We start from the raw sequence: 17294 nt of genomic DNA on the forward strand, positions 1-17294 counted from the left end.
ACAGGCGAACAGGCGAACAGCAGAATATAAGGATTAAATGAAAGGAAAGGTCTCTCCAATGAACTGGTTAGTGGCGCGAAAAGAGACCTTCTGTACCAAAGGACGCTAGGTGCACGTGGCGGGTACCAACATCCCGATGGAATGCAATATCAGTATAGGGAAAGGCTCTAGAGTAAAACATCTAATTACCAGCATAAACTTGCCGATGCTATTCGATATAGGATCGGCGAGTGTGCTAATTAGGGATTTTTTAGATTAGGTGTCCTGCGGATAATCGCTACCGTTGCTGCAGCACCATTCACAGTCCAATGGCAGCAGTAATTCTTCTAGGCAAGCAGGATGCTGCATCAAATCCGGAGAAATATCCAATTGGCTGGCCATTTGGCGGTTGAACATTTCCCAGTGTTGCAGCAGGGCCTTGTCGATAGTCTCGCATGTGTCCCATGTATCGAGGACAAATGGCCGCAGGCTAGCCGCAGAATGGCCGAACATCATTAGTTGCCATTTCATTTCTTTGATCTGGATAGGTTGGCTTGGGTGGTCAGCATTGAAGGCGTCGAGCAGGGTTTGTACCAGTCGCTCTATGTCGCCACTGTTATCTATAAAGTAGTCAAACAGCGCGTCTTCCTGACGAACCGCATCAGCAATGAGCTGAATCGACTGGGGGTGGATAATCATATGCGCCAACATTCGGATGTTAAAGCGGTACAGCCGAATATTCGATGGTAGGCCGGCGGGCATGTCGTCAATCAACGCATACATATAGCGCAGAATATAGCTGTGCAGGCAATCGCTGATACTGTGCCAAATATTTTCCTTGCTGCCGAAATGGTGGCGGATCAGGCTATGGGAGACACCGGCCTGCTCGCTGATATTGCGCAGTGATACCCGCTCGTACCCTAGCTCGCAAAACATTTCAGCGGCCACGCTCATTATTTGAAGTTTGGTTTCTTCGGCGGCCTGCGCACTGCGCCGCCCTTGCTTACGTTCAGTCATCGTTCTATCTGTTTCATAACCCACGCCTTTTTACCAGATCTTAGCTTAATCGTCATCTGTCTGCGTGGCGAAATTATTTTATTGTCCACCTGTAAAATATAGTTGATCTTCAATTTGATCAACATATACTGCACGCCTGTGTAGTAAAAACAGAGAGACACCGTCTAGTGAGACATATACCAGCCACACTCAGCCCAGTTGCCAGGATCGCTGCGGCGATTCTGATCGGGTCTATCCTGACCGGTTGCAACCAGGCCAATTCCGAGCCTGCCCGTGAAATCGTCAAGCCGGTCAAGCTTTATCAGGTCCCCGTGGCGATGGAAGGGGCGAGTACCAGTTTCCCTGCCCGAGCCGAGGCTGCCCAGCGTGCCCAGCTCTCTTTTCAGGTACCGGGTGAAATCGCTCGTTTGACGGTGCGCGTCGGTGAGCAAGTTAGGCAGGGGCAGGTCTTGGCCCAGCTTGACGATCGTGACTATCGTCTGGCGTTCGATGCCAAGCTGGCCGAGTACGAGCTGGCAGACAGCCAGTTTGTGCGGGCCAAACAGCTCTATGCCAAGAAGCTGATCAGTACCGATCAGTATGACCAGCGCGAGACGGCCTACAAGGCGGCGTTGGCTAATCTGGATCAGGCCAAAACGGACTTGGAGCATACTTTGCTGCGGGCCCCGTTCGATGGGGTGGTTTCGCTCAAACACGTTAATCAACACCAGTTTGTGGGTGCTAACCAGCCTGTCCTTAATATCCAGAATACCCAGCAGCTTGATTTGAGCTTCAGCTTGCCGGTGTCGTTTGTCGAGCAATCTGATTTGGCATCACTGGCTGAGAGCCCGGTGTGGATCGAAATGGATAACCATGCGGCGAAGCCGATAGTCGCCACCCTTAAGGAGCTGTCGACCCAGCCTGAACCTGATACCAATACCTATACCGCCAAGGTCAGCATTACGCGTCCTTCCGATTTGAACATCCTGACCGGGATGGCCGGGCAAGTGCATTTCGCCAAACCTGATGCCCATCGGGCAATGGTGCTGCCGGAGGGGGCATGGATTGAGCGAGATGGCCTCAAAGGCCGGGTGTGGCAGTTTAATCCTGCGACGCATGTGGTTAACGCCCTAGAGCTGACGCTTGATTCGCATGGCGCCGTGGTTGCAGGTTTGCCACAGGGTTCCATGGTGGTGATTGCCGGTGCCAAGGAATTACTGCCGGGGCAGCAAGTACGTGCCTGGGAACGCGAGGGAGGGATTTGAGGATGAAGAAGTCCCTATCTTTGCTGTCTTTGCTAATGGCGGTGATTGGCCTTCAAGGATGCCAGAGCGAAGAGGCTGTTGTTGACGCCAAGCCGCTGGGGGTATCGGTCATTGAGGTTGCCGAGCCTGTCAGCAGCCAGTTCCGCAGCTTCAACGGGCAGGTCGAGCCGGCCGAGAATACCCCGTTGGCCTTTCGTGTCGAAGGCGAGATCAGCCGGGTACTCGTGAAAACCGGCCAGCAGGTGCGCAAGGGCCAGTTGCTGGCTTCGCTGGATGCCGACAAGTTCGAGCAGCAGCTACGTGATGCCAAGGTGCAATTTGATCTGGCGCTGAAGCAGCTAGAGCGTGGCCGTGAACTTTATTCACGCAACATGATTTCCAGCGCCGAGCTCGACGAGCTGACGGCGAACCGGTCATTGACGCAGGTCCGCTATGAGTCGGCCAAGGCTCGCTTGGGGTATACCCGGTTGGTGGCCCCGTTCAGCGGTGTTGTTTCATCGGTTCCCAAAGAGTCGTTTGAGGCCGTGTCGCCGGGCGAAGCGGTGGTGAGCCTGTATCAGGACGATCGTGTGTATATCAATATTCCGGTTTCGGACACGGTGATTGCGATGGTCAACCCGGCGGCGGTTGCAAGGAATTACCAGCCGATGGCGCGTTTTGGCAACAGCGAGAACCGCTATCCCGTGACCTATTTGGAGCATACCAGCGAGCTGGAGCCGCAAAGCCAGACATACCGGATGTGGTTTGATATGCCGCAGGTGACTCCGACGATTCTGCCGGGGACCAGTGTGGTGCTGGATGTCGATATGGCCGCCGCGGGGCTGAGCACTCTGCAGGGCTACCAGCTGCCAATGACCGCACTTCAGGCTGGTCGTGACCCAGGACAATTTTTTGCATGGACCGTCAAAAATGGCAAGGCCCACAAGGTTCCTGTCGGTATCGAGGTGATCAATAACCGCGGGGTTATTGTCAACAGCGGGATTGGCGAGGGTGATCAGGTGATTAATTCCAGCTTGCGCAAATTGCGCGAAGGTATGGGGATCGCCGTGTTGTCCGAAGACGGCATAGTGGCGGATCAGTAAGGATTGCGCGGTGAATAAGCGACAGGATAGCACCACCCGCATCAGGCAGGTTGTGCTGGGGCTTATCAGGATAGTACTGCTGATTGCCTTCTGGCTCGCGGTGAGTGAGCTTAGCCAGTTTCTGGTTTGGAAATGGCTTGGCAACAAGATGCAGCAGATACAAATAACTCGGGTTGAACAATTTATGCGCAACGAAGACTGCGCGCCGGCGCTTGATGCGTTGGTTGCAGGCAAGTATCTCGGAGAACAAGTAGTGACGGAGACCGTAGGGTGAATATTGCTGAATATTCCATCAAGAACAAGGTGATCAGCTGGCTGTTTCTGATCATTCTCGCCATCGGCGGCGTGAGTTCGTTTTTTGAGCTGGGCCGTTTGGAAGATCCGGCTTTCACCATCAAGGATGCGATGATTATCGCGACCTATCCGGGAGCCACATCGACCGAAGTAGAAGAGGAGCTGACCTATCCGCTGGAGAAGGCTGTCAGGCAGTTGCCCTATATCGACAAGGTGACCTCGACCTCTTCGGCGGGGATGTCGCAGATCACCGTTAGTATGGAAATGACCTACGGGCCGGATGAATTGCCGCAGATTTGGGATGAAATGCGACGTAAGATCAACGATCTTCGTCCTATGCTGCCCAAAGGAGTCGCCTCGCTACAGGTGATCGATGACTTCGGCGATGTCTATGGCGTCATGATCATGATGACCGGTAAAGGCTATTCGTACGTTGAGCTCAAGCGCTATGCCGATTACCTGACCCGCGAACTGGAGCTGGTCGAAGGGGTTGGCAAGGTCAGCATCACCGGCAACCAGCAGGAGCAGATTTTTGTTGAGATCTCCCTCGAGCGTATGGCCGCGCTGAACCTTGATATGAATACCATTACGGGCCTGATGAACCAGCAAAACAGCGTGCTGTCATCCGGTGAGATCATGGTTAACGGCGAGAGCCTTCTGATCCGCCCGAACGGTACCATGAGCAGTGTCGAGGAGCTGGAAAATCTGGTTATTCACGGTCGTGATACCGGTAACCTTATCCGTCTTAAAGATGTTGCAACGGTTACTCGGGGTGTGCAGGAAAAACCGGGCAATCTGGTTACCTATAATGGTGAGCCGGCGATTAACCTTGGCATTTCCTTTGCCGCCGGTGTCAACGTGGTAGAGGTCGGCCATCAGCTGGATGCGCGTCTGGCCCAGCTGGAGGAGATCAAGCCTGCCGGTATTTCCCTTAACTATTTCTATAACCAAGCTCAGGAAGTAGACAAGTCGGTTAAAGATTTCGTGATCAGCCTTGGCGAAGCCGTTGTGATCGTGATTGTCGTGCTGCTGTTTGCCATGGGCCTGCGCAGCGGGATCATTATCGGCTTGGTATTGCTGCTGACGGTGTTCGGCACCTTCATCATGATGAAGCTGAACAATATCGAGCTGCACCGTATTTCTCTTGGCGCCTTGATTATTGCCCTCGGGATGCTGGTGGATAATGCGATTGTGGTTGTAGAAGGGATCTTGGTCGGGATAAAGAAAGGCCGCACCAAGCTTCAGGCGGCTGTAGATATCGTCAAGCAGACCCAGTGGCCGTTATTAGGGGCTACCGTGATTGCCATTACCGCGTTCGCCCCGATTGGTCTGTCGAGCGATGCCAGCGGCGAGTTCATGGGATCCTTGTTCTGGGTTCTGTGCTATTCGTTGTTCCTTAGCTGGATAACGGCTTTGACCTTGACGCCATTCCTCGCAGATTTGCTGCTCAAGGAAGAAGACGGCAGCGAGCTGGACGATGAGGCGGATCCGTACAAGGGCGTTTTGTTCATGGTCTTTGGCAGTGTGCTCAAGTTTGCCCTGCGTTTTCGTTGGCTGACGGTTGCCAGCATGGTTGCGATGCTGGTGATGGCGGTGGTGGCTTTTGGCCACGTCAAGCAGTCGTTCTTCCCGCCATCGAATACGCCGATGTTCTACGTTGATATGTGGATGCCGGAAGGGACGGATATTCGCGAGACGGCCCGTCAGACGGATCAGGTTGAGGCGTTTATTCGCAAGCAGGAGGACGTGGAGTTTGTGACCGCATCGGTCGGGCAGGGAATGCAGCGTTTTGCCTTGACTTACCAACCGGAGAAAAGCTACGAAGCCTATGCCCAGCTTCAGGTACGAACGTCGGACCGTGACAATATGTTTGTCCTGCTGAACAAGCTCAATGATCAGCTTCCGTCTCATTTCGAGAAGCCGACCTTCCAGTTCAAGCTGATGGAGTTTGGCCCGTCACCGGCATCGAAGATCGAGGCGCGGATTGTTGGTCCGGATCCGCAGGTATTGCGTGATTTGGCCCTGCAGGTTGAAGATGTGCTGCTTCAGGATCCCGGGGCGAGAAACGTCCGTCATGACTGGCGTGAGCGGACCAAGGAGCTGGTGCCCCAGTTCAATGAGTCTAAGGCTCGTCGTCTTGGCATCTCGAAAGAGGATCTGTCCAATACCCTGCAAATGGCGTACGGCGGTAATACTATCGGTTTGCTACGAGATGGTACGCACATGCTGCCGGTGATTGCCCGTCTGCCGGAAGCCGAACGCATTGATTTTAAATCATTGCAGAACCTGAAGATCTGGAGCCCGGTTCAACAGGGATATGTACCGCTTGAGCAGGTTGTCGACAGCGTGGATCTGGCTTGGTCAGAACCGCTGATCCAGCGGCGGGATCGTAAGCGCACCTTGACCGTACTGGCCGATCATGATGTTTTGGGTGATGAGACGGCAGCAAGCCTGTTTGCCCGTATTCGCCCTAAAGTCGAGGCATTGCCTCTGCCACAAGGTTATTCGATCAGCTGGGGTGGCGAGTATGAATCATCGAAAGACGCCCAGGAAGGGATGATGAGTTCGATGCCGATGGGCTACTTGTTCATGTTCATTATCACCATCTTCCTGTTTAACTCGGTGAAAAAGCCATTGGTGATTTGGGCAACGGTACCGTTGTCGATTATCGGTGTCTCTTTTGGCCTGCTGGCGACCAACATCCCGTTCAGTTTCACGGCGTTGCTTGGCCTGCTGAGCTTGAGCGGTATGATTTTGAAAAACGGTATTGTTTTGCTTGATCAAATTAACATCGAGTTGGAATCGGGCAAGGCTCCGTATCAGGCCATCGTAGATAGCGCGATCAGCCGTGTTCGTCCGGTGAGTATGGCTGCGCTGACAACGATTCTGGGGATGATCCCCTTGGTGTTTGACGCCTTCTTCAACTCGTTGGCGATCACCATCATGGCCGGTTTGGGTTTTGCCACCGTGTTGACCTTGATAGTAGTGCCTGTGCTATTTGCGTTGTTTTACAATGTAAATCCTCCCAAGGCGGCCGCTTAGTCAGAGCGTTGTCCCTATTGGAGAGCATAGGCGGTTAGCCAGATAAGCAAGCCCCCGTTCATTGAGCGGGGGCTTTTTGTTTGGGAAATGTGTCCGTGGAAGGCTTTGATATGCAACAAAATATATTCAATAAGGGTATGATATTAAAAGTATATCGAATAAATCGTAGTTGAGAGGTGTAAATGGAAGACATAACCGAGATTATCAAACAGCTTGAATCCCATAAATTGCCGATTGTTAAGATTACCCCGTTGGCGCGCAACGTGGTTGATATTCGGAACAGCAAGTTTGGCGGAAAACCTTATTGGCCGAAAAACAAGGAATATCCTACCAGCCATCATGGACAGCCATTGTATTTACTTGCCCAGATTAATTTTTCAGAAACGCCTCAATTGGCGAATTTCCCGACCAAAGGGATCATGCAGTTTTATATTCAAGACGATGATCTTTACGGCATGGATTTTGATAAGTCGATAGAGGAAATTATTGCTGCACCAAGTGGTTACCGCGTGATTTACCACGAGGATGTGACCGATGATCTGTCGGCGCTTGAGGATAACCTGCCTGAAGTGAACGAGGAGTGTTGCCTGCCTTTAACCAGGGAGTATGCCATCACGTTCAAGCTAGATGAAGAAATGCCATCACCAACGGATTGCCGTTTCGACAGCATTGCCGGTGATATCTACGACTTTGATGAGCAGACGTCTGACTACATTTACGATAATTTCTCTGCCGAAGGGTGCAAGCTAGGCGGCTATGCAAACTTTACCCAAGATGATCCCCGTCGGGACATCGAAGGGGACACATGGCTTCTTCTGTTCCAGCTTGACTCAGTTTGGGAAGAGGACATAGAGATCATGTGGGGGGATTTGGGCGTTGCCAATTTCTTTATTCGTGAGCAGGATCTTGCCCGTCGTGACTTCTCGAAAGTTTGGTACAACTGGGATTGCAGTTAAAAATAATCAAGACACCCATACTTTTGTACTTTCTTGCCTTGTGTTCTAGGCTTCCAGCTAGATAGATGGATCAGGGAGCCGCCAATCATGCCGAAGGCAAGGAAGACGCAAGTGAGCTTAAGTGATACCCGGTATTACCATTGTGTGTCACGTTGTGTGCGAAGGACATTTCTATGTGGGAAAGATCCACTGACAGGTAAGTGCTATGAGCACCGGCGCGTTTGGGTCGAGCGACGGTTGTTGTTTCTTGCTAAGGTGTTTGCGATAGATATCTGCGCATATGCTGTGATGAGCAATCACACCCATGTAGTACTTCATGTGGATGCTGAGCAGGCCAAGAGTTGGTCACAGGAAGAGGTGATCAACCGTTGGCATCAGGTGTGTAAAGGGAACTTTCTTTCTAATACTTGGTTGGATGAAAGTCTTCGGCGTCAGATGGATAAGGCGCAATTACAGGCCGTTGAACGCCTCGCTAATGACTGGCGCAAACGACTATTTGATATCAGTTGGTTTATGCGCCTGCTCAATGAGCCAATAGCCCGCCAAGCCAATGAAGAAGACGATTGCACAGGACGTTTCTGGGAAGGCCGATTCAAATCCCAACCTTTGTTGGATGAAGCAGCGTTAGCAGCCTGCATGGCCTACGTTGATCTCAATCCTGTTCGTGCAGGGATTGCGAGGACGCCGGAAACTTCTAGCCACACCAGTATTAAAAAGCGAGCAAAAGCCGCGAAGTCGAACTCCCAGCCAAAAGCATTATTGCCCTTTGTCGGCAACCCTCGTTCTAATATGCCTAAAGGTTTGCCCTTTGCATTTACTGATTATTTATTGCTGGTTGATGAAACGGGACGAGCGATTTGTGATGGTAACAAAGGGGGTATTTCAGAAAATGCACGCAATATTGTTGCTCGACTGGGCTTAACCGAAGAAAACTGGTTGGAGTTAACGAGCCAGTTGGAACGAAACTTTTCGGGTGCGATAGGCAAGGAGCACTTGCTTCGCGAGTACCACCTCCATATTGGCCAGCAGCGAACATCAGGGCTAAGTGCTAGCCGAAGATTGCTAAACGCAGCCTGACCATTTGCCGTTATTTAGTTTCTATGGCTAGCCATCTGGCTAGGTTTTGTCGTGCAATAAATTCACTGAAATCCGCAAATAGCCGAATTATTCTGGAGACATTTGCTGATGGGGCTAATGAAAAGGACGTTGTCGGGGAACGTGTGCAGTTCTGTGGAGTATAACTTGTCGATTTGAGCGTTTTTAATCATGGGTGTCATGATTAAAATATGGGTGTCATGATAAAGGTAAATAGTGGCGTAGGGCTGGCAGCTAGAATCCTACAACCACCTAATACCTAATACTCTGTTTGGGTATGAGCCAAGCTAGTGCGTCATGCTTGTGTGGGGGACAGGTTGCCGATCCAAGAGGCTATTTCTTCTAAGTCGGTTTGCTTGCCGTTTAGCAGTCGGATCATCAGGCCTCCAAAGAGCAGGGCATAGGCTTGGTTTGCATTGGCCTCGCCGACAATTTTGCTTAGTTCATCCAATATCTTACGATCCGCCATTCTCAGTAGCATGTCATTTGCAACGTCGTGGCTTTCTCGGTTTTTGACGTAATCGAGCAGGATTACCATTTCACCTTTGAAGCGGGCATCCAGAGCCGCGATGAGGTTGAAAAGAGCCTGTTCCCGATTTTGCGGAATAGGGCTGCCTTCGGGAATGCCATATAGGTTATGGGGCTGCAAAACCAGTTCGGTACATGCGCTAAATAGATCTTCTTTGCTGGGGAAGTAGTGATATAGCGCACTTTTGGATACGCCCAGTGCTTCTGCAATTCCCCGCATACCCAGCCCGTTGAAACCATGTTCTGTAAAAATATCAACGGCTTTTGCCGCTAATTCTTGGCGATAGGCATCCCGATCAACAATCTTCGGCATCGTAACCTCCTTTAAAGTCCATCTGGACTATATTGAACTATTCTTTCGAAGTCTACTGTTGCGAGATGGGTAAATTTCTTTTTAGTCCGATTGGACTAAAAAATTGACAAGACCAAATCTGATCGCTTACTGTTTTTATAGACCGAGTGGACTTTTATATGTGGCAGTCATATCTCGGATAAATAAATAAGGTGAGGCTAGAAGGGTAAAACCATGTCAAAAGAACAAGTTATCGTTAAAGGTGCAGCCATAAACTGGCACTGCAAAGGTAAATTCAATTTTACTTCGGGGTTTGGTGCCACCAGAAGTGAGAGGATGCTGGCGAACTATGGTGCGATCATTGCGCCTGTCGGATTGTATTTTGCCGTTTGGCAGGATTTAGGCTGGAGCGTGTTGCAGATCATCGTCGCAAGCTTGCTGGCCCTAGATATGGTTGGTGGCGTTATCACCAATTCTCTGGGATCAATGAAGCGATTTCTTCATACCGATCAGCCGTTGGCACTCAATGGATTCAGTAAATGGGTAGGCAGCAAATTCTTGTTTCCTGCGATGCACTTCCAACTTTTTGTTGTGCCGCTATGTTTCGATACCGGCTGGAGCTTTGCCTTTTTCTGGTATGGCATGATGATGGTGTCATTGGTATGTGTCCATGTTTTGCCAATGTATTTGCAGCGTCCGGTCGCCATGCTGGTGGTTATGCTATCTATCATGCTAGCTCAATGCGTTTCGGTACCCGTTGGTTTGGAATGGCTGGGTCCTATTTTTATTATCAAGCTGGTGTTGGCACATGGCGTCAGAGAAGAGCCCTATCGTCCAGATTTGGATAGCTGATGGAAAGGTAATGGGGCAAACAGATGAAGATAGGCTTCAAGGAGGATGGGCGAATGCAAATGATAAGTGAAAACTTGGTGACTTATGACGGGGAGTCAGTCTCTTTTATGGGCTTGCCGTTTTCCACCCGGATGACGGTTGCCAAGTTAGAGGATGGAACGTTATGGGTTCACAGTCCAATACGGTTGACCGAAACCCTCAAGGCGCAAGTCGATGCGGTGGGGGAAGTTCGATACCTTATCGCTCCCAATCATTTGCATCATTTGTTTTTGCAAGAATGGCAGCAGGCTTATCCCAACGCGATCAGTTACGGCACGAAGGAAGTGATCAATAAAAGAGAGGGTCTTCATTTTGGCGGGGAGCTTGTATCTGGAGGGGATTACCCATGGAAGGGGGAGCTTGAATCCCTACTTTTTACCGGCTCGCCGCTAATGGAAGAGTGTGTGTTTTTCCACCACCCGTCACGAACTTTGATTGTCACCGATTTAATAGAAAATTTCCCGCCGAGTGACTTTACCCGGCTTCAGCGTTTTGCCGCAAAACTTACCGGGATTTTGGCTCCTAACGGCAAGATGCCGATTGATTGGCGGATGAGTTTTCTCTTCCACAGAAAAGAAGCCAGAGCCCATGCTCAGCGGATTATGGCGTGGCAGCCACAGAGGATCATTATGGCCCACGGTGAATGCGTCGATACTGGGGCAATGGTATTTTTAACCCGGTCGTTTGGTTGGTTAAATATGGCGGATGAATAACGGGTTAACGGTTGTTATCGTCATGCGTTGATGTTGAAAGGAAGCTCCCCCCTGTAATCAGGAGGGAGCTTTTTAGTGCAGTATTGAAAATAGTTAACTAACCGCGGAAAAACAATTGGCTGAACGGATTGAGCAGTGTCGCCAGACCGGAGGTGAAATGCAGCGGTGCATCGAGAAGTGTCAGGCACAGGCAATCTTCACCCTGTTCGGTTTTGGGTACGTGGCGGTGTTCGGCGGTTTGGACGATGAAATCCCCCGCCCGGTAAGTACCGTGCTCGTCATGGAACTGGCCGGCCAGCACCAGGGTGATTTCCTGACCTTGGTGGGTGTGCTCGGGCAGTGACGAGTCAGAATCCATGAAGATGAAATTCATTTTACTGCTCCCCCCAACAGCCACTTGTGCTCGTTTGATATTACCCGGTAGCCGAGACCATGGGCCGATCTCCTGTTGATGACGTCTTAATGCCCGAGGCAACGGATAGGTTTTGTCACCGAGCGTAATTGTTTGTGGTTGTGGGCTCTCATGGTTCGGCTCCGGCTCGGTATTCTGCGACATGATTTGCTGCATCATCGCGGCGAGGTCGGGTGACAAAGGAGGGGTTTCGGTTGTTGCTGTACCGGATGCATCCACTATATCAACTGCGGATTCCTCAGCAGCGAGTTGTTGTGAGATTTCATCTTCGTAGGCGGCGACTTTTTGCCGACAGCAGGGACAGAATTCAAGGTGAGTGCTGATCATGATGCTGGCGGCGGGATCTAAATCTCCGGACGTAAACTGCATCAAAACTGTGTCTGTTGGATGAAATTTAATATTAGCCATCAAGAGCCTCCTTCATTTTTTGCAAGGCTAAGCGGAGACGGCTTTTCACCGTACCAAGTGGAACACCCAAGGCATCAGCCACCTCTTGATGAGAGGTGCCCTGCAGACAGACCATGCGGACAATCTCGGCTTGGGCTGGGGGGAGCGCATTGATTTGTTGTTCAAGCTCTTTGCTAACAATAAGGCGGAATTCGTCTGGGAGACTGTCAGGGTCGCGCTCTTCGTCAAGAATCGGCCAGAGGTCGTCCCCCTGAATCCAATCCTGCTGGTGGCGTGTTTTACGCAACAAGTCAAATTTGACATTACGGGCTACCGAGTAAATCCATGTCAGCGCAGCACCTTTGGACTCATCGTAAAGATGTGCCTTGAGCCAGACTTTCAACATCGTTTCCTGAACCACTTCCATTGCCATATTTTCGTCGTAGAGCTGTTTGCGTGAAAAGCTCAATAGCTTAGGAGCTACGAAAGTAAACAGCTTTTCGTAGCTTTTTCGGCAGCGTAAATGGGCGATGTTGGCAAGCAAAAGGGCGACATCGGCCGTGATTGGGTCTTTTATCATCGACTCCTTGCTGATCTCAGCATTTTGACAGTTTAGCATTCTCATCATCACTCTATCTGCAAGCATGGGGTCTAATTGGTGCTAACGCAACAACGAGGTAATCAGATCACTGCGGCGGATGATTTTTTTCAGGTAACGGATGCAAACTTGCGGTGAAGAGTGCTTGAGCAATCGTTGTTTGGTGGTCAAAGATAAAGGGAGTAGCTCAAGCCAGCGCCAGCAAACCCATCGGGCACTGGTCAAAGAAGTTGCGGTAACCTGCATCCGGGAACCGGACTCAGCAAGCCATTGGCTCAGGCGGGTGGTGAGGATATCGTCATTGTCCAGTTGGATGTCGTCATGCCAGATGGGGTAGATCTCACCTTGGAGGTATGTCGTGCTGTGGTGAGGTTCCAGCGCGAGGGCCCCCCATTGATGAATCGCAATATCAAGTTTGATTTCGGCTTCACTGAGCCAGTCCACTTCGGTAATGGTGGCCAACATAATAATGTCGCCGTGTGCGTTGGCTGGCTTGCCAAAACCGTCAACCATAACAATCCAGAGACTGCCTGCTCGAAGGCCATCGGCAATGGTCTGGGTAAAAAGATACCCGGAACCGCGCAGTTGCCCTTGGCCCATCGGCATGAGATGGTCAGTGGTCTGAATATAGGGAAGTGTTAATTGGTTGGGCGAAACGGAATGCACGTAGGAAGCTCCTTTGAGTTCTATAGATAGTCGCTTTTGTTGTACGCAATAAAGCGCTAAACGGATGAGCGGAATCTCAGGCGTCTAGGAGGGTTGTCTCAATAGCGAGAATCCAACGGGTGATCGTGGTGAGGGATGCTGGCGTAATTAGGCCACGGACTACCTACAAAGGACGCTTCCGATGAGAACGAGATACCTCCCTTTATTATTCGTATCAGTGTTTGGTTTGAGTGGCTGTTTCAACGATGACGACGATACGGCAACAAGTAAGATTCGGGTCACCCATGCCAGCAGCGATGCCCCGCTGGTCGCGGTTGAATTAAACGGCGACACGGTCGAGGGGCTTGAAATGGTTGACTACCAGCAAGGTAGCAGTTTATTGCGTGTCGATGCCGGTACCTACGATGTTGGTGTTGTCGCACAGCTCGCGGGTGACGAGACAACAAATGTTATTGAAGCCAATTTAGATTTTGCCCCTGACATGCAATACGACATTGTTGCCCTTGGTCAAACTGCCGATATTTCGGCCGTGGTCTTAAGCCGGGAAGACATGTCACCACAAGGCAATGAGGTTCGAATTGATGTGCTTCATGCCCACCCTGACGTCCCTCCAGTGGACATCTATATCGGGTTGGATTCAACCATCGATAATATTCAACCGGCCGTACCGGGATTGGCCTTTGCCGAGGATAGCGATCTGCTGCCGGTCACCCTTGCCGCCGGGACGTACCGCCTTCGTATTACCTTGGCGGGAAGCAAGGATGTCGTCTACGACAGTGGTGAACTGCCTTTGGCTGGTGGTAGCGATTTGATGATTAGCGCGGTACCCAATGTAAACGGTGGTGCGGTTTCCCCTGTAAACTTGCTGGTTGCCGACGGTGAGGCGGTGGCAGTCGTTCGCAATACCGGCGAGCAGGCAACGGTGCGTGTGGTACATGCGGTGAACGAAGCTCCAAACGTGGATGTCGTTGCGGGCGGGGCGGCTGTCGGTGGTTATGAAAACATCGCATTTAAGGAGTATCGCTCAGGCGATGTTGCTCCGGGCAGCTATGATTTGGCGGTTACCCCCGCAGGGGATCCGGGGACAGAGCTGATCAGCGCGCCGGGCACCGAAATTGCTGCGGCCACTCAAACTAGTATCTATGCCGTTGGCACGGTTAGTACGATTGAGCCGTTGATTATCGAAGAAGATCTGCGCTCGGTGGCGACGTACGCCAAAGTACGAGTTGTTCATGCCAGTACCTTGGCCGGTACGGTCGATATTCACGCCTCTGCTGATGGTACATTTAGCGAAGAGACGATTGTGGTATTCGGGGCGATATTCAAAGATACTGCGGTATTGAATGTACCCGGAGGTAGCTATACCTTGGCGGTGACTGCGGCAGGGGATTTGAATCCATTGATTGAACAGGCCGTAACGATAAAAGACGGTGGGGTATATTCTGTGACAGCCGTGGATGATCTGAGTCTGGCAGTCAATGTGGATACCGAACCAGCCCAATAGTTTTCAGCTTATTGATGAAAGGCCGGAAGTGAATTTACTTTCGGCCTTTTCACATCTGCTCAAGAACAGCCTAGTTTATTTTTACTTCATAGGCTGCGATAAATTGGTCGACAGCCGTTTGGATTGCCGCCTGACAGGTGGCGCTATCCGCAGGTGGGATGTGGGCCATGAGCTGTGGCCAGAAGACGATGGATTTGAGGGCCGCGATGAACTGTTCGGAGGCGATATCGGGGTGTTCAACATTCAGCTTTCCGGCCTCGACCCCGTCATTGATCCAGCGGGTCAGTCCGCGACAGCCGTCGAGCGGCTGAAATTTTTCGACCATCAAGTCAGCCAAAGGTTTGGAGCGGATACACTCGCTCATGACTACGCGGGCAACGGCAACAAAGCACGGGCTGCACAGTAGGTCGACTTCTTTTCGGGCGAGGCTAGTCAGCTGATCCCTTACCGAGACGTTCTGCTCAAACGCAATACTGCTGATCACCTTAACGTTGGATACCAACCGTTCGACAATTACTTCGAACAGGCTTTCCTTGGTTGGATAGTATTTATACAAGGTGCGTTTGGAGACTTCGGCCTTTTTGGATATTGCCTCCATACTGGCTTGATCCAGCCCTTTTTCCGTAAAAATATCAATAGCTGCGCAAATGATATTTTCTTGTTTTATTTCAGCAACTTTAGCCAATTTCCATTCCTTAATTAATCGAATTCCCAGAATGAATGTAAACAGCTGTGTTTACTTTTCTCTCGTTGAGGTTATGATTAAAGTATACAACATCGTTTACTTTTGTGGCGAGCAAGAAATGAAAACGACACTGAAAGCATCTTTGGTTGCGGTGATAGGGGTATTGGGTTTGTCTGTATTTCAAAGTGAAGCGGTCGATGGCCGCCATGTCCAAAGCGAAGCGATCCGCGAGCAGCGTATTGCGCAATCTCCTCAATTTGCGAACGGCAAGGTGATTAGCCATATGCCAAAAGTGGAAAGCCAAGAAGGGATGCTTTCATTAATGTGGAAGTTTTTCATGGATCGTGACCAGTACAAGCCACAACATCGGTTGCAGTTCCAAGCGGTTGATACCCATCTGCTGGCTACGCCGAGCCAATCACTGCGTGTAACTTGGCTGGGGCACTCGTCGCTGTTCGTTGAGGCCGATGGGGTCAGAATGCTGATTGACCCGGTTTTTGATTATGCTTCCCCGTCGTTGTTTTCACGCTTTTTCTCGCGCAATGTGGATGCACCTGTGAGCCGACAGGATCTGCCTTTGCCGGATGTTATTTTGATTTCACATGACCATTATGATCACCTGGAGGAGGAGACTGCCCGCTATTATGCCGACAAGAATGTGGATTTCTTTGTCCCGTTGGGGATCGGTCGTCATCTTGAAAAATGGGGTATTTCTCCTGACAACATTCGGGAATTCGACTGGTGGGAGAGCCATTCTGTGGGATCGGTACGCTTGACGGCGGCACCTGCGAACCATAACTCTGGGCGCGGTTTGTTTGATAGTAATACCACCTTGTGGTCATCGTGGGCGATCCAGGCGAATGCAGGCAGTGTTTTTTACAGTGGCGATTCTGCTTACGGCAGTCATTTCAAACAAATCGGCGAGCGTCTTGGCCCGTTTGATATGACGTTTATCGAAGTTGCCGCCAACGTGAAGAATGGCAAGGGGTATCCGGTTGAGGGATGGGGGCATATGCAGGCAGCACATACGTTGCAGGCCCACCTCGATGTGAGGGGGGATAAGCTGTTCCCGGTTCATTGGTCTACCTATGAGTTGTTTTTGCACCGCTGGGATGAGCCGGTCAATGATTTGATCGAGGAAGCCGAGCTGCATGATGTGGCTTTGGTGACCCCTTTGATCGGTCAGTCGCTAGATTTGTCGATGCCGGTCAATACGGCGTATTGGTGGCGTGCGCAGGAGTCGTGGTACGACTTTTCGAAATTGGCTTTGCGGCAAGAGGCACAAGCGATCACCGAGTAAGGGCTACTCAGGACATGTTTGGCTGTTGTTAGGCTGAACAGAAGGAAAAGATGGGGATATAAAGTTGCCCAGTCCGGTGTAACCGGGCTGGGCAATGTTATTACTGGCGGCCGTAAACGCGGACACCGGCGCTAGAGCCTTTCGCCTTGCCGAATACCTCAATATGAGTTACGCAGCGTTTGTAGGCAAATTTACGCCAATCTGTTTTTTTGTCTTCGCCGACTTTACGGTAGAACTTGAATGTTCTGGTCTCTTTGTTTTGGAATGTTACTTTTACGCGTTCCAAGAACAAGTCGCGCTCAGCCTTAACTTTGATTGCATCGACGCGGCGGCAACCAATAACTGGAATTTCTGCGCCGTGGTCGCTTTTGCCCAGTAGGATGGTACGGCCAAGGGTGATGGTGTCGTCGGCGTGAGCCATGCTAGATGCGCCTAGCAAGCCCGTAGCCAGCAATAGGGCGGCAAACAATGATTTTGTTTTCATGTTATAACTACATTAAAAGCTATAGATACAGCAAGCCGCCGCTTCTTAAATAAATAAAGAAAGCGGCGGCTTACCCGTTATTTGGGGTGTTTATACTGATGATTAGTTTATGCTAATCAGGCAGT

At 50.8% G+C, this 17294-nt stretch carries 17 protein-coding genes; 10 read left to right on the plus strand and 7 right to left on the minus strand.

Going from position 1 to position 17294, the window contains the following annotated elements; all coding sequences use genetic code 11:
• Window positions 1-255: 255 nt before the first annotated feature.
• A complete protein-coding gene (locus ABT56_RS14110; protein ID WP_047879536.1) occupies window positions 256-996 on the minus strand; it encodes a TetR/AcrR family transcriptional regulator in 741 nt (246 codons plus the stop codon).
• Between the two features lie 176 nt (window positions 997-1172).
• Between ABT56_RS14110 and ABT56_RS14115 the strand changes: the two genes are divergently transcribed.
• The 6 genes from ABT56_RS14115 to ABT56_RS14140 all read left to right on the plus strand — a co-directional run bounded on the left by ABT56_RS14115 (window position 1173) and on the right by ABT56_RS14140 (window position 8691).
• Window positions 1173-2240 (plus strand): efflux RND transporter periplasmic adaptor subunit, encoded by a 1068-nt coding sequence (locus tag ABT56_RS14115; RefSeq protein ID WP_047879605.1) that lies wholly within the window; start codon window positions 1173-1175, stop codon window positions 2238-2240.
• A gap of 2 nt (window positions 2241-2242) precedes the next feature.
• A complete protein-coding gene (locus ABT56_RS14120) occupies window positions 2243-3322 on the plus strand; it encodes an efflux RND transporter periplasmic adaptor subunit (RefSeq protein ID WP_047879537.1) in 1080 nt (359 codons plus the stop codon).
• A gap of 10 nt (window positions 3323-3332) precedes the next feature.
• A complete protein-coding gene (locus ABT56_RS14125) occupies window positions 3333-3596 on the plus strand; it encodes a hypothetical protein (RefSeq protein WP_047879538.1) in 264 nt (87 codons plus the stop codon).
• Window positions 3593-6658 (plus strand): efflux RND transporter permease subunit, encoded by a 3066-nt coding sequence (locus ABT56_RS14130; RefSeq protein WP_047879539.1) that lies wholly within the window; start codon window positions 3593-3595, stop codon window positions 6656-6658. Before ABT56_RS14125 ends, ABT56_RS14130 begins: the two co-directional genes overlap by 4 nt.
• Before the next feature lie 182 nt (window positions 6659-6840).
• The gene (locus tag ABT56_RS14135) at window positions 6841-7614 is read left to right on the plus strand and encodes a YwqG family protein (RefSeq protein ID WP_047879540.1); all 774 of its coding nucleotides are present in this window, start codon (window positions 6841-6843) and stop codon (window positions 7612-7614) included.
• 288 nt (window positions 7615-7902) lie between these two features.
• The gene (locus ABT56_RS14140) at window positions 7903-8691 is read left to right on the plus strand and encodes a Mobile element protein (protein ID WP_240478318.1); all 789 of its coding nucleotides are present in this window, start codon (window positions 7903-7905) and stop codon (window positions 8689-8691) included.
• A 313-nt stretch (window positions 8692-9004) separates the two neighbouring features.
• On the opposite strand, the gene ABT56_RS14145 is transcribed toward ABT56_RS14140, so the two are convergent.
• Window positions 9005-9550, minus strand: a complete 546-nt coding sequence (locus tag ABT56_RS14145) for a TetR/AcrR family transcriptional regulator (protein ID WP_047879542.1) — start codon at window positions 9548-9550, stop codon at window positions 9005-9007.
• A gap of 213 nt (window positions 9551-9763) precedes the next feature.
• On the opposite strand from ABT56_RS14145, the gene ABT56_RS14150 reads away from it, so the two are divergent.
• Together ABT56_RS14150 and ABT56_RS14155 are read left to right on the plus strand one after the other, a co-directional pair.
• Window positions 9764-10381, plus strand: a complete 618-nt coding sequence (locus ABT56_RS14150) for a hypothetical protein (RefSeq protein ID WP_047879543.1) — start codon at window positions 9764-9766, stop codon at window positions 10379-10381.
• A gap of 53 nt (window positions 10382-10434) precedes the next feature.
• Window positions 10435-11133 (plus strand): DUF4336 domain-containing protein, encoded by a 699-nt coding sequence (locus ABT56_RS14155; protein ID WP_047879606.1) that lies wholly within the window; start codon window positions 10435-10437, stop codon window positions 11131-11133.
• A gap of 97 nt (window positions 11134-11230) precedes the next feature.
• Here the strand turns inward: ABT56_RS14155 and ABT56_RS14160 are convergent, their stop codons facing one another.
• Genes ABT56_RS14160 through ABT56_RS14170 form a run of 3 tightly spaced genes read right to left on the minus strand, consistent with a single transcriptional unit; the run spans window position 11231 to window position 13196 of the window.
• Window positions 11231-11953 carry a ChrR family anti-sigma-E factor gene (locus ABT56_RS14160; protein WP_053062499.1) on the minus strand — a complete coding sequence of 241 codons (723 nt, stop codon included), beginning with the start codon at window positions 11951-11953 and terminating at the stop codon, window positions 11231-11233.
• Entirely contained in the window at window positions 11946-12551 is a 606-nt protein-coding gene (locus ABT56_RS14165) for a sigma-70 family RNA polymerase sigma factor (protein WP_240478319.1), read from the minus strand. Before ABT56_RS14165 ends, ABT56_RS14160 begins: the two co-directional genes overlap by 8 nt.
• A 42-nt stretch (window positions 12552-12593) precedes the next feature.
• Window positions 12594-13196: a hypothetical protein gene (locus ABT56_RS14170; RefSeq protein WP_047879545.1), complete on the minus strand. Its 603-nt coding sequence runs from the start codon at window positions 13194-13196 to the stop codon at window positions 12594-12596.
• A 181-nt stretch (window positions 13197-13377) separates the two neighbouring features.
• On the opposite strand from ABT56_RS14170, the gene ABT56_RS14175 reads away from it, so the two are divergent.
• Window positions 13378-14700, plus strand: coding sequence for a DUF4397 domain-containing protein (locus ABT56_RS14175; protein ID WP_047879546.1), 1323 nt, complete (start codon window positions 13378-13380; stop codon window positions 14698-14700).
• A 70-nt stretch (window positions 14701-14770) separates the two neighbouring features.
• On the opposite strand, the gene ABT56_RS14180 is transcribed toward ABT56_RS14175, so the two are convergent.
• Window positions 14771-15385 (minus strand): TetR/AcrR family transcriptional regulator, encoded by a 615-nt coding sequence (locus ABT56_RS14180; RefSeq protein WP_047879547.1) that lies wholly within the window; start codon window positions 15383-15385, stop codon window positions 14771-14773.
• A gap of 118 nt (window positions 15386-15503) precedes the next feature.
• On the opposite strand from ABT56_RS14180, the gene ABT56_RS14185 reads away from it, so the two are divergent.
• The gene (locus ABT56_RS14185; RefSeq protein ID WP_047879608.1) at window positions 15504-16685 is read left to right on the plus strand and encodes an MBL fold metallo-hydrolase; all 1182 of its coding nucleotides are present in this window, start codon (window positions 15504-15506) and stop codon (window positions 16683-16685) included.
• Between the two features lie 100 nt (window positions 16686-16785).
• Here ABT56_RS14185 and ABT56_RS14190 read toward each other — a convergent pair whose 3' ends face one another.
• Window positions 16786-17169, minus strand: a complete 384-nt coding sequence (locus tag ABT56_RS14190; RefSeq protein WP_047879548.1) for a DUF2541 family protein — start codon at window positions 17167-17169, stop codon at window positions 16786-16788.
• Window positions 17170-17294: the final 125 nt, after the last annotated feature.

The sequence above is a fragment of the Photobacterium aquae genome (assembly GCF_001029445.1).
Classification (GTDB): Bacteria; Pseudomonadota; Gammaproteobacteria; order Enterobacterales; family Vibrionaceae; genus Photobacterium; species Photobacterium aquae.

What these genes read in the sequence shown, in the direction of transcription:
- ABT56_RS14110 (WP_047879536.1), bottom strand. Translation starts at nt 996, where the DNA reads ATGACTGAACGTAAGCAAGGGCGGCGCAGTGCGCAGGCCGCCGAAGAA.
- ABT56_RS14120 (WP_047879537.1), top strand. Translation starts at nt 2,243, where the DNA reads ATGAAGAAGTCCCTATCTTTGCTGTCTTTGCTAATGGCGGTGATTGGC.
- ABT56_RS14135 (WP_047879540.1), top strand. Translation starts at nt 6,841, where the DNA reads ATGGAAGACATAACCGAGATTATCAAACAGCTTGAATCCCATAAATTG.
- ABT56_RS14140 (WP_240478318.1), top strand. Translation starts at nt 7,903, where the DNA reads ATGAGCAATCACACCCATGTAGTACTTCATGTGGATGCTGAGCAGGCC.
- ABT56_RS14145 (WP_047879542.1), bottom strand. Translation starts at nt 9,550, where the DNA reads ATGCCGAAGATTGTTGATCGGGATGCCTATCGCCAAGAATTAGCGGCA.
- ABT56_RS14150 (WP_047879543.1), top strand. Translation starts at nt 9,764, where the DNA reads ATGTCAAAAGAACAAGTTATCGTTAAAGGTGCAGCCATAAACTGGCAC.
- ABT56_RS14155 (WP_047879606.1), top strand. Translation starts at nt 10,435, where the DNA reads ATGCAAATGATAAGTGAAAACTTGGTGACTTATGACGGGGAGTCAGTC.
- ABT56_RS14160 (WP_053062499.1), bottom strand. Translation starts at nt 11,953, where the DNA reads ATGGCTAATATTAAATTTCATCCAACAGACACAGTTTTGATGCAGTTT.
- ABT56_RS14165 (WP_240478319.1), bottom strand. Translation starts at nt 12,551, where the DNA reads ATGCTAAACTGTCAAAATGCTGAGATCAGCAAGGAGTCGATGATAAAA.
- ABT56_RS14175 (WP_047879546.1), top strand. Translation starts at nt 13,378, where the DNA reads ATGAGAACGAGATACCTCCCTTTATTATTCGTATCAGTGTTTGGTTTG.
- ABT56_RS14185 (WP_047879608.1), top strand. Translation starts at nt 15,504, where the DNA reads ATGAAAACGACACTGAAAGCATCTTTGGTTGCGGTGATAGGGGTATTG.
- ABT56_RS14190 (WP_047879548.1), bottom strand. Translation starts at nt 17,169, where the DNA reads ATGAAAACAAAATCATTGTTTGCCGCCCTATTGCTGGCTACGGGCTTG.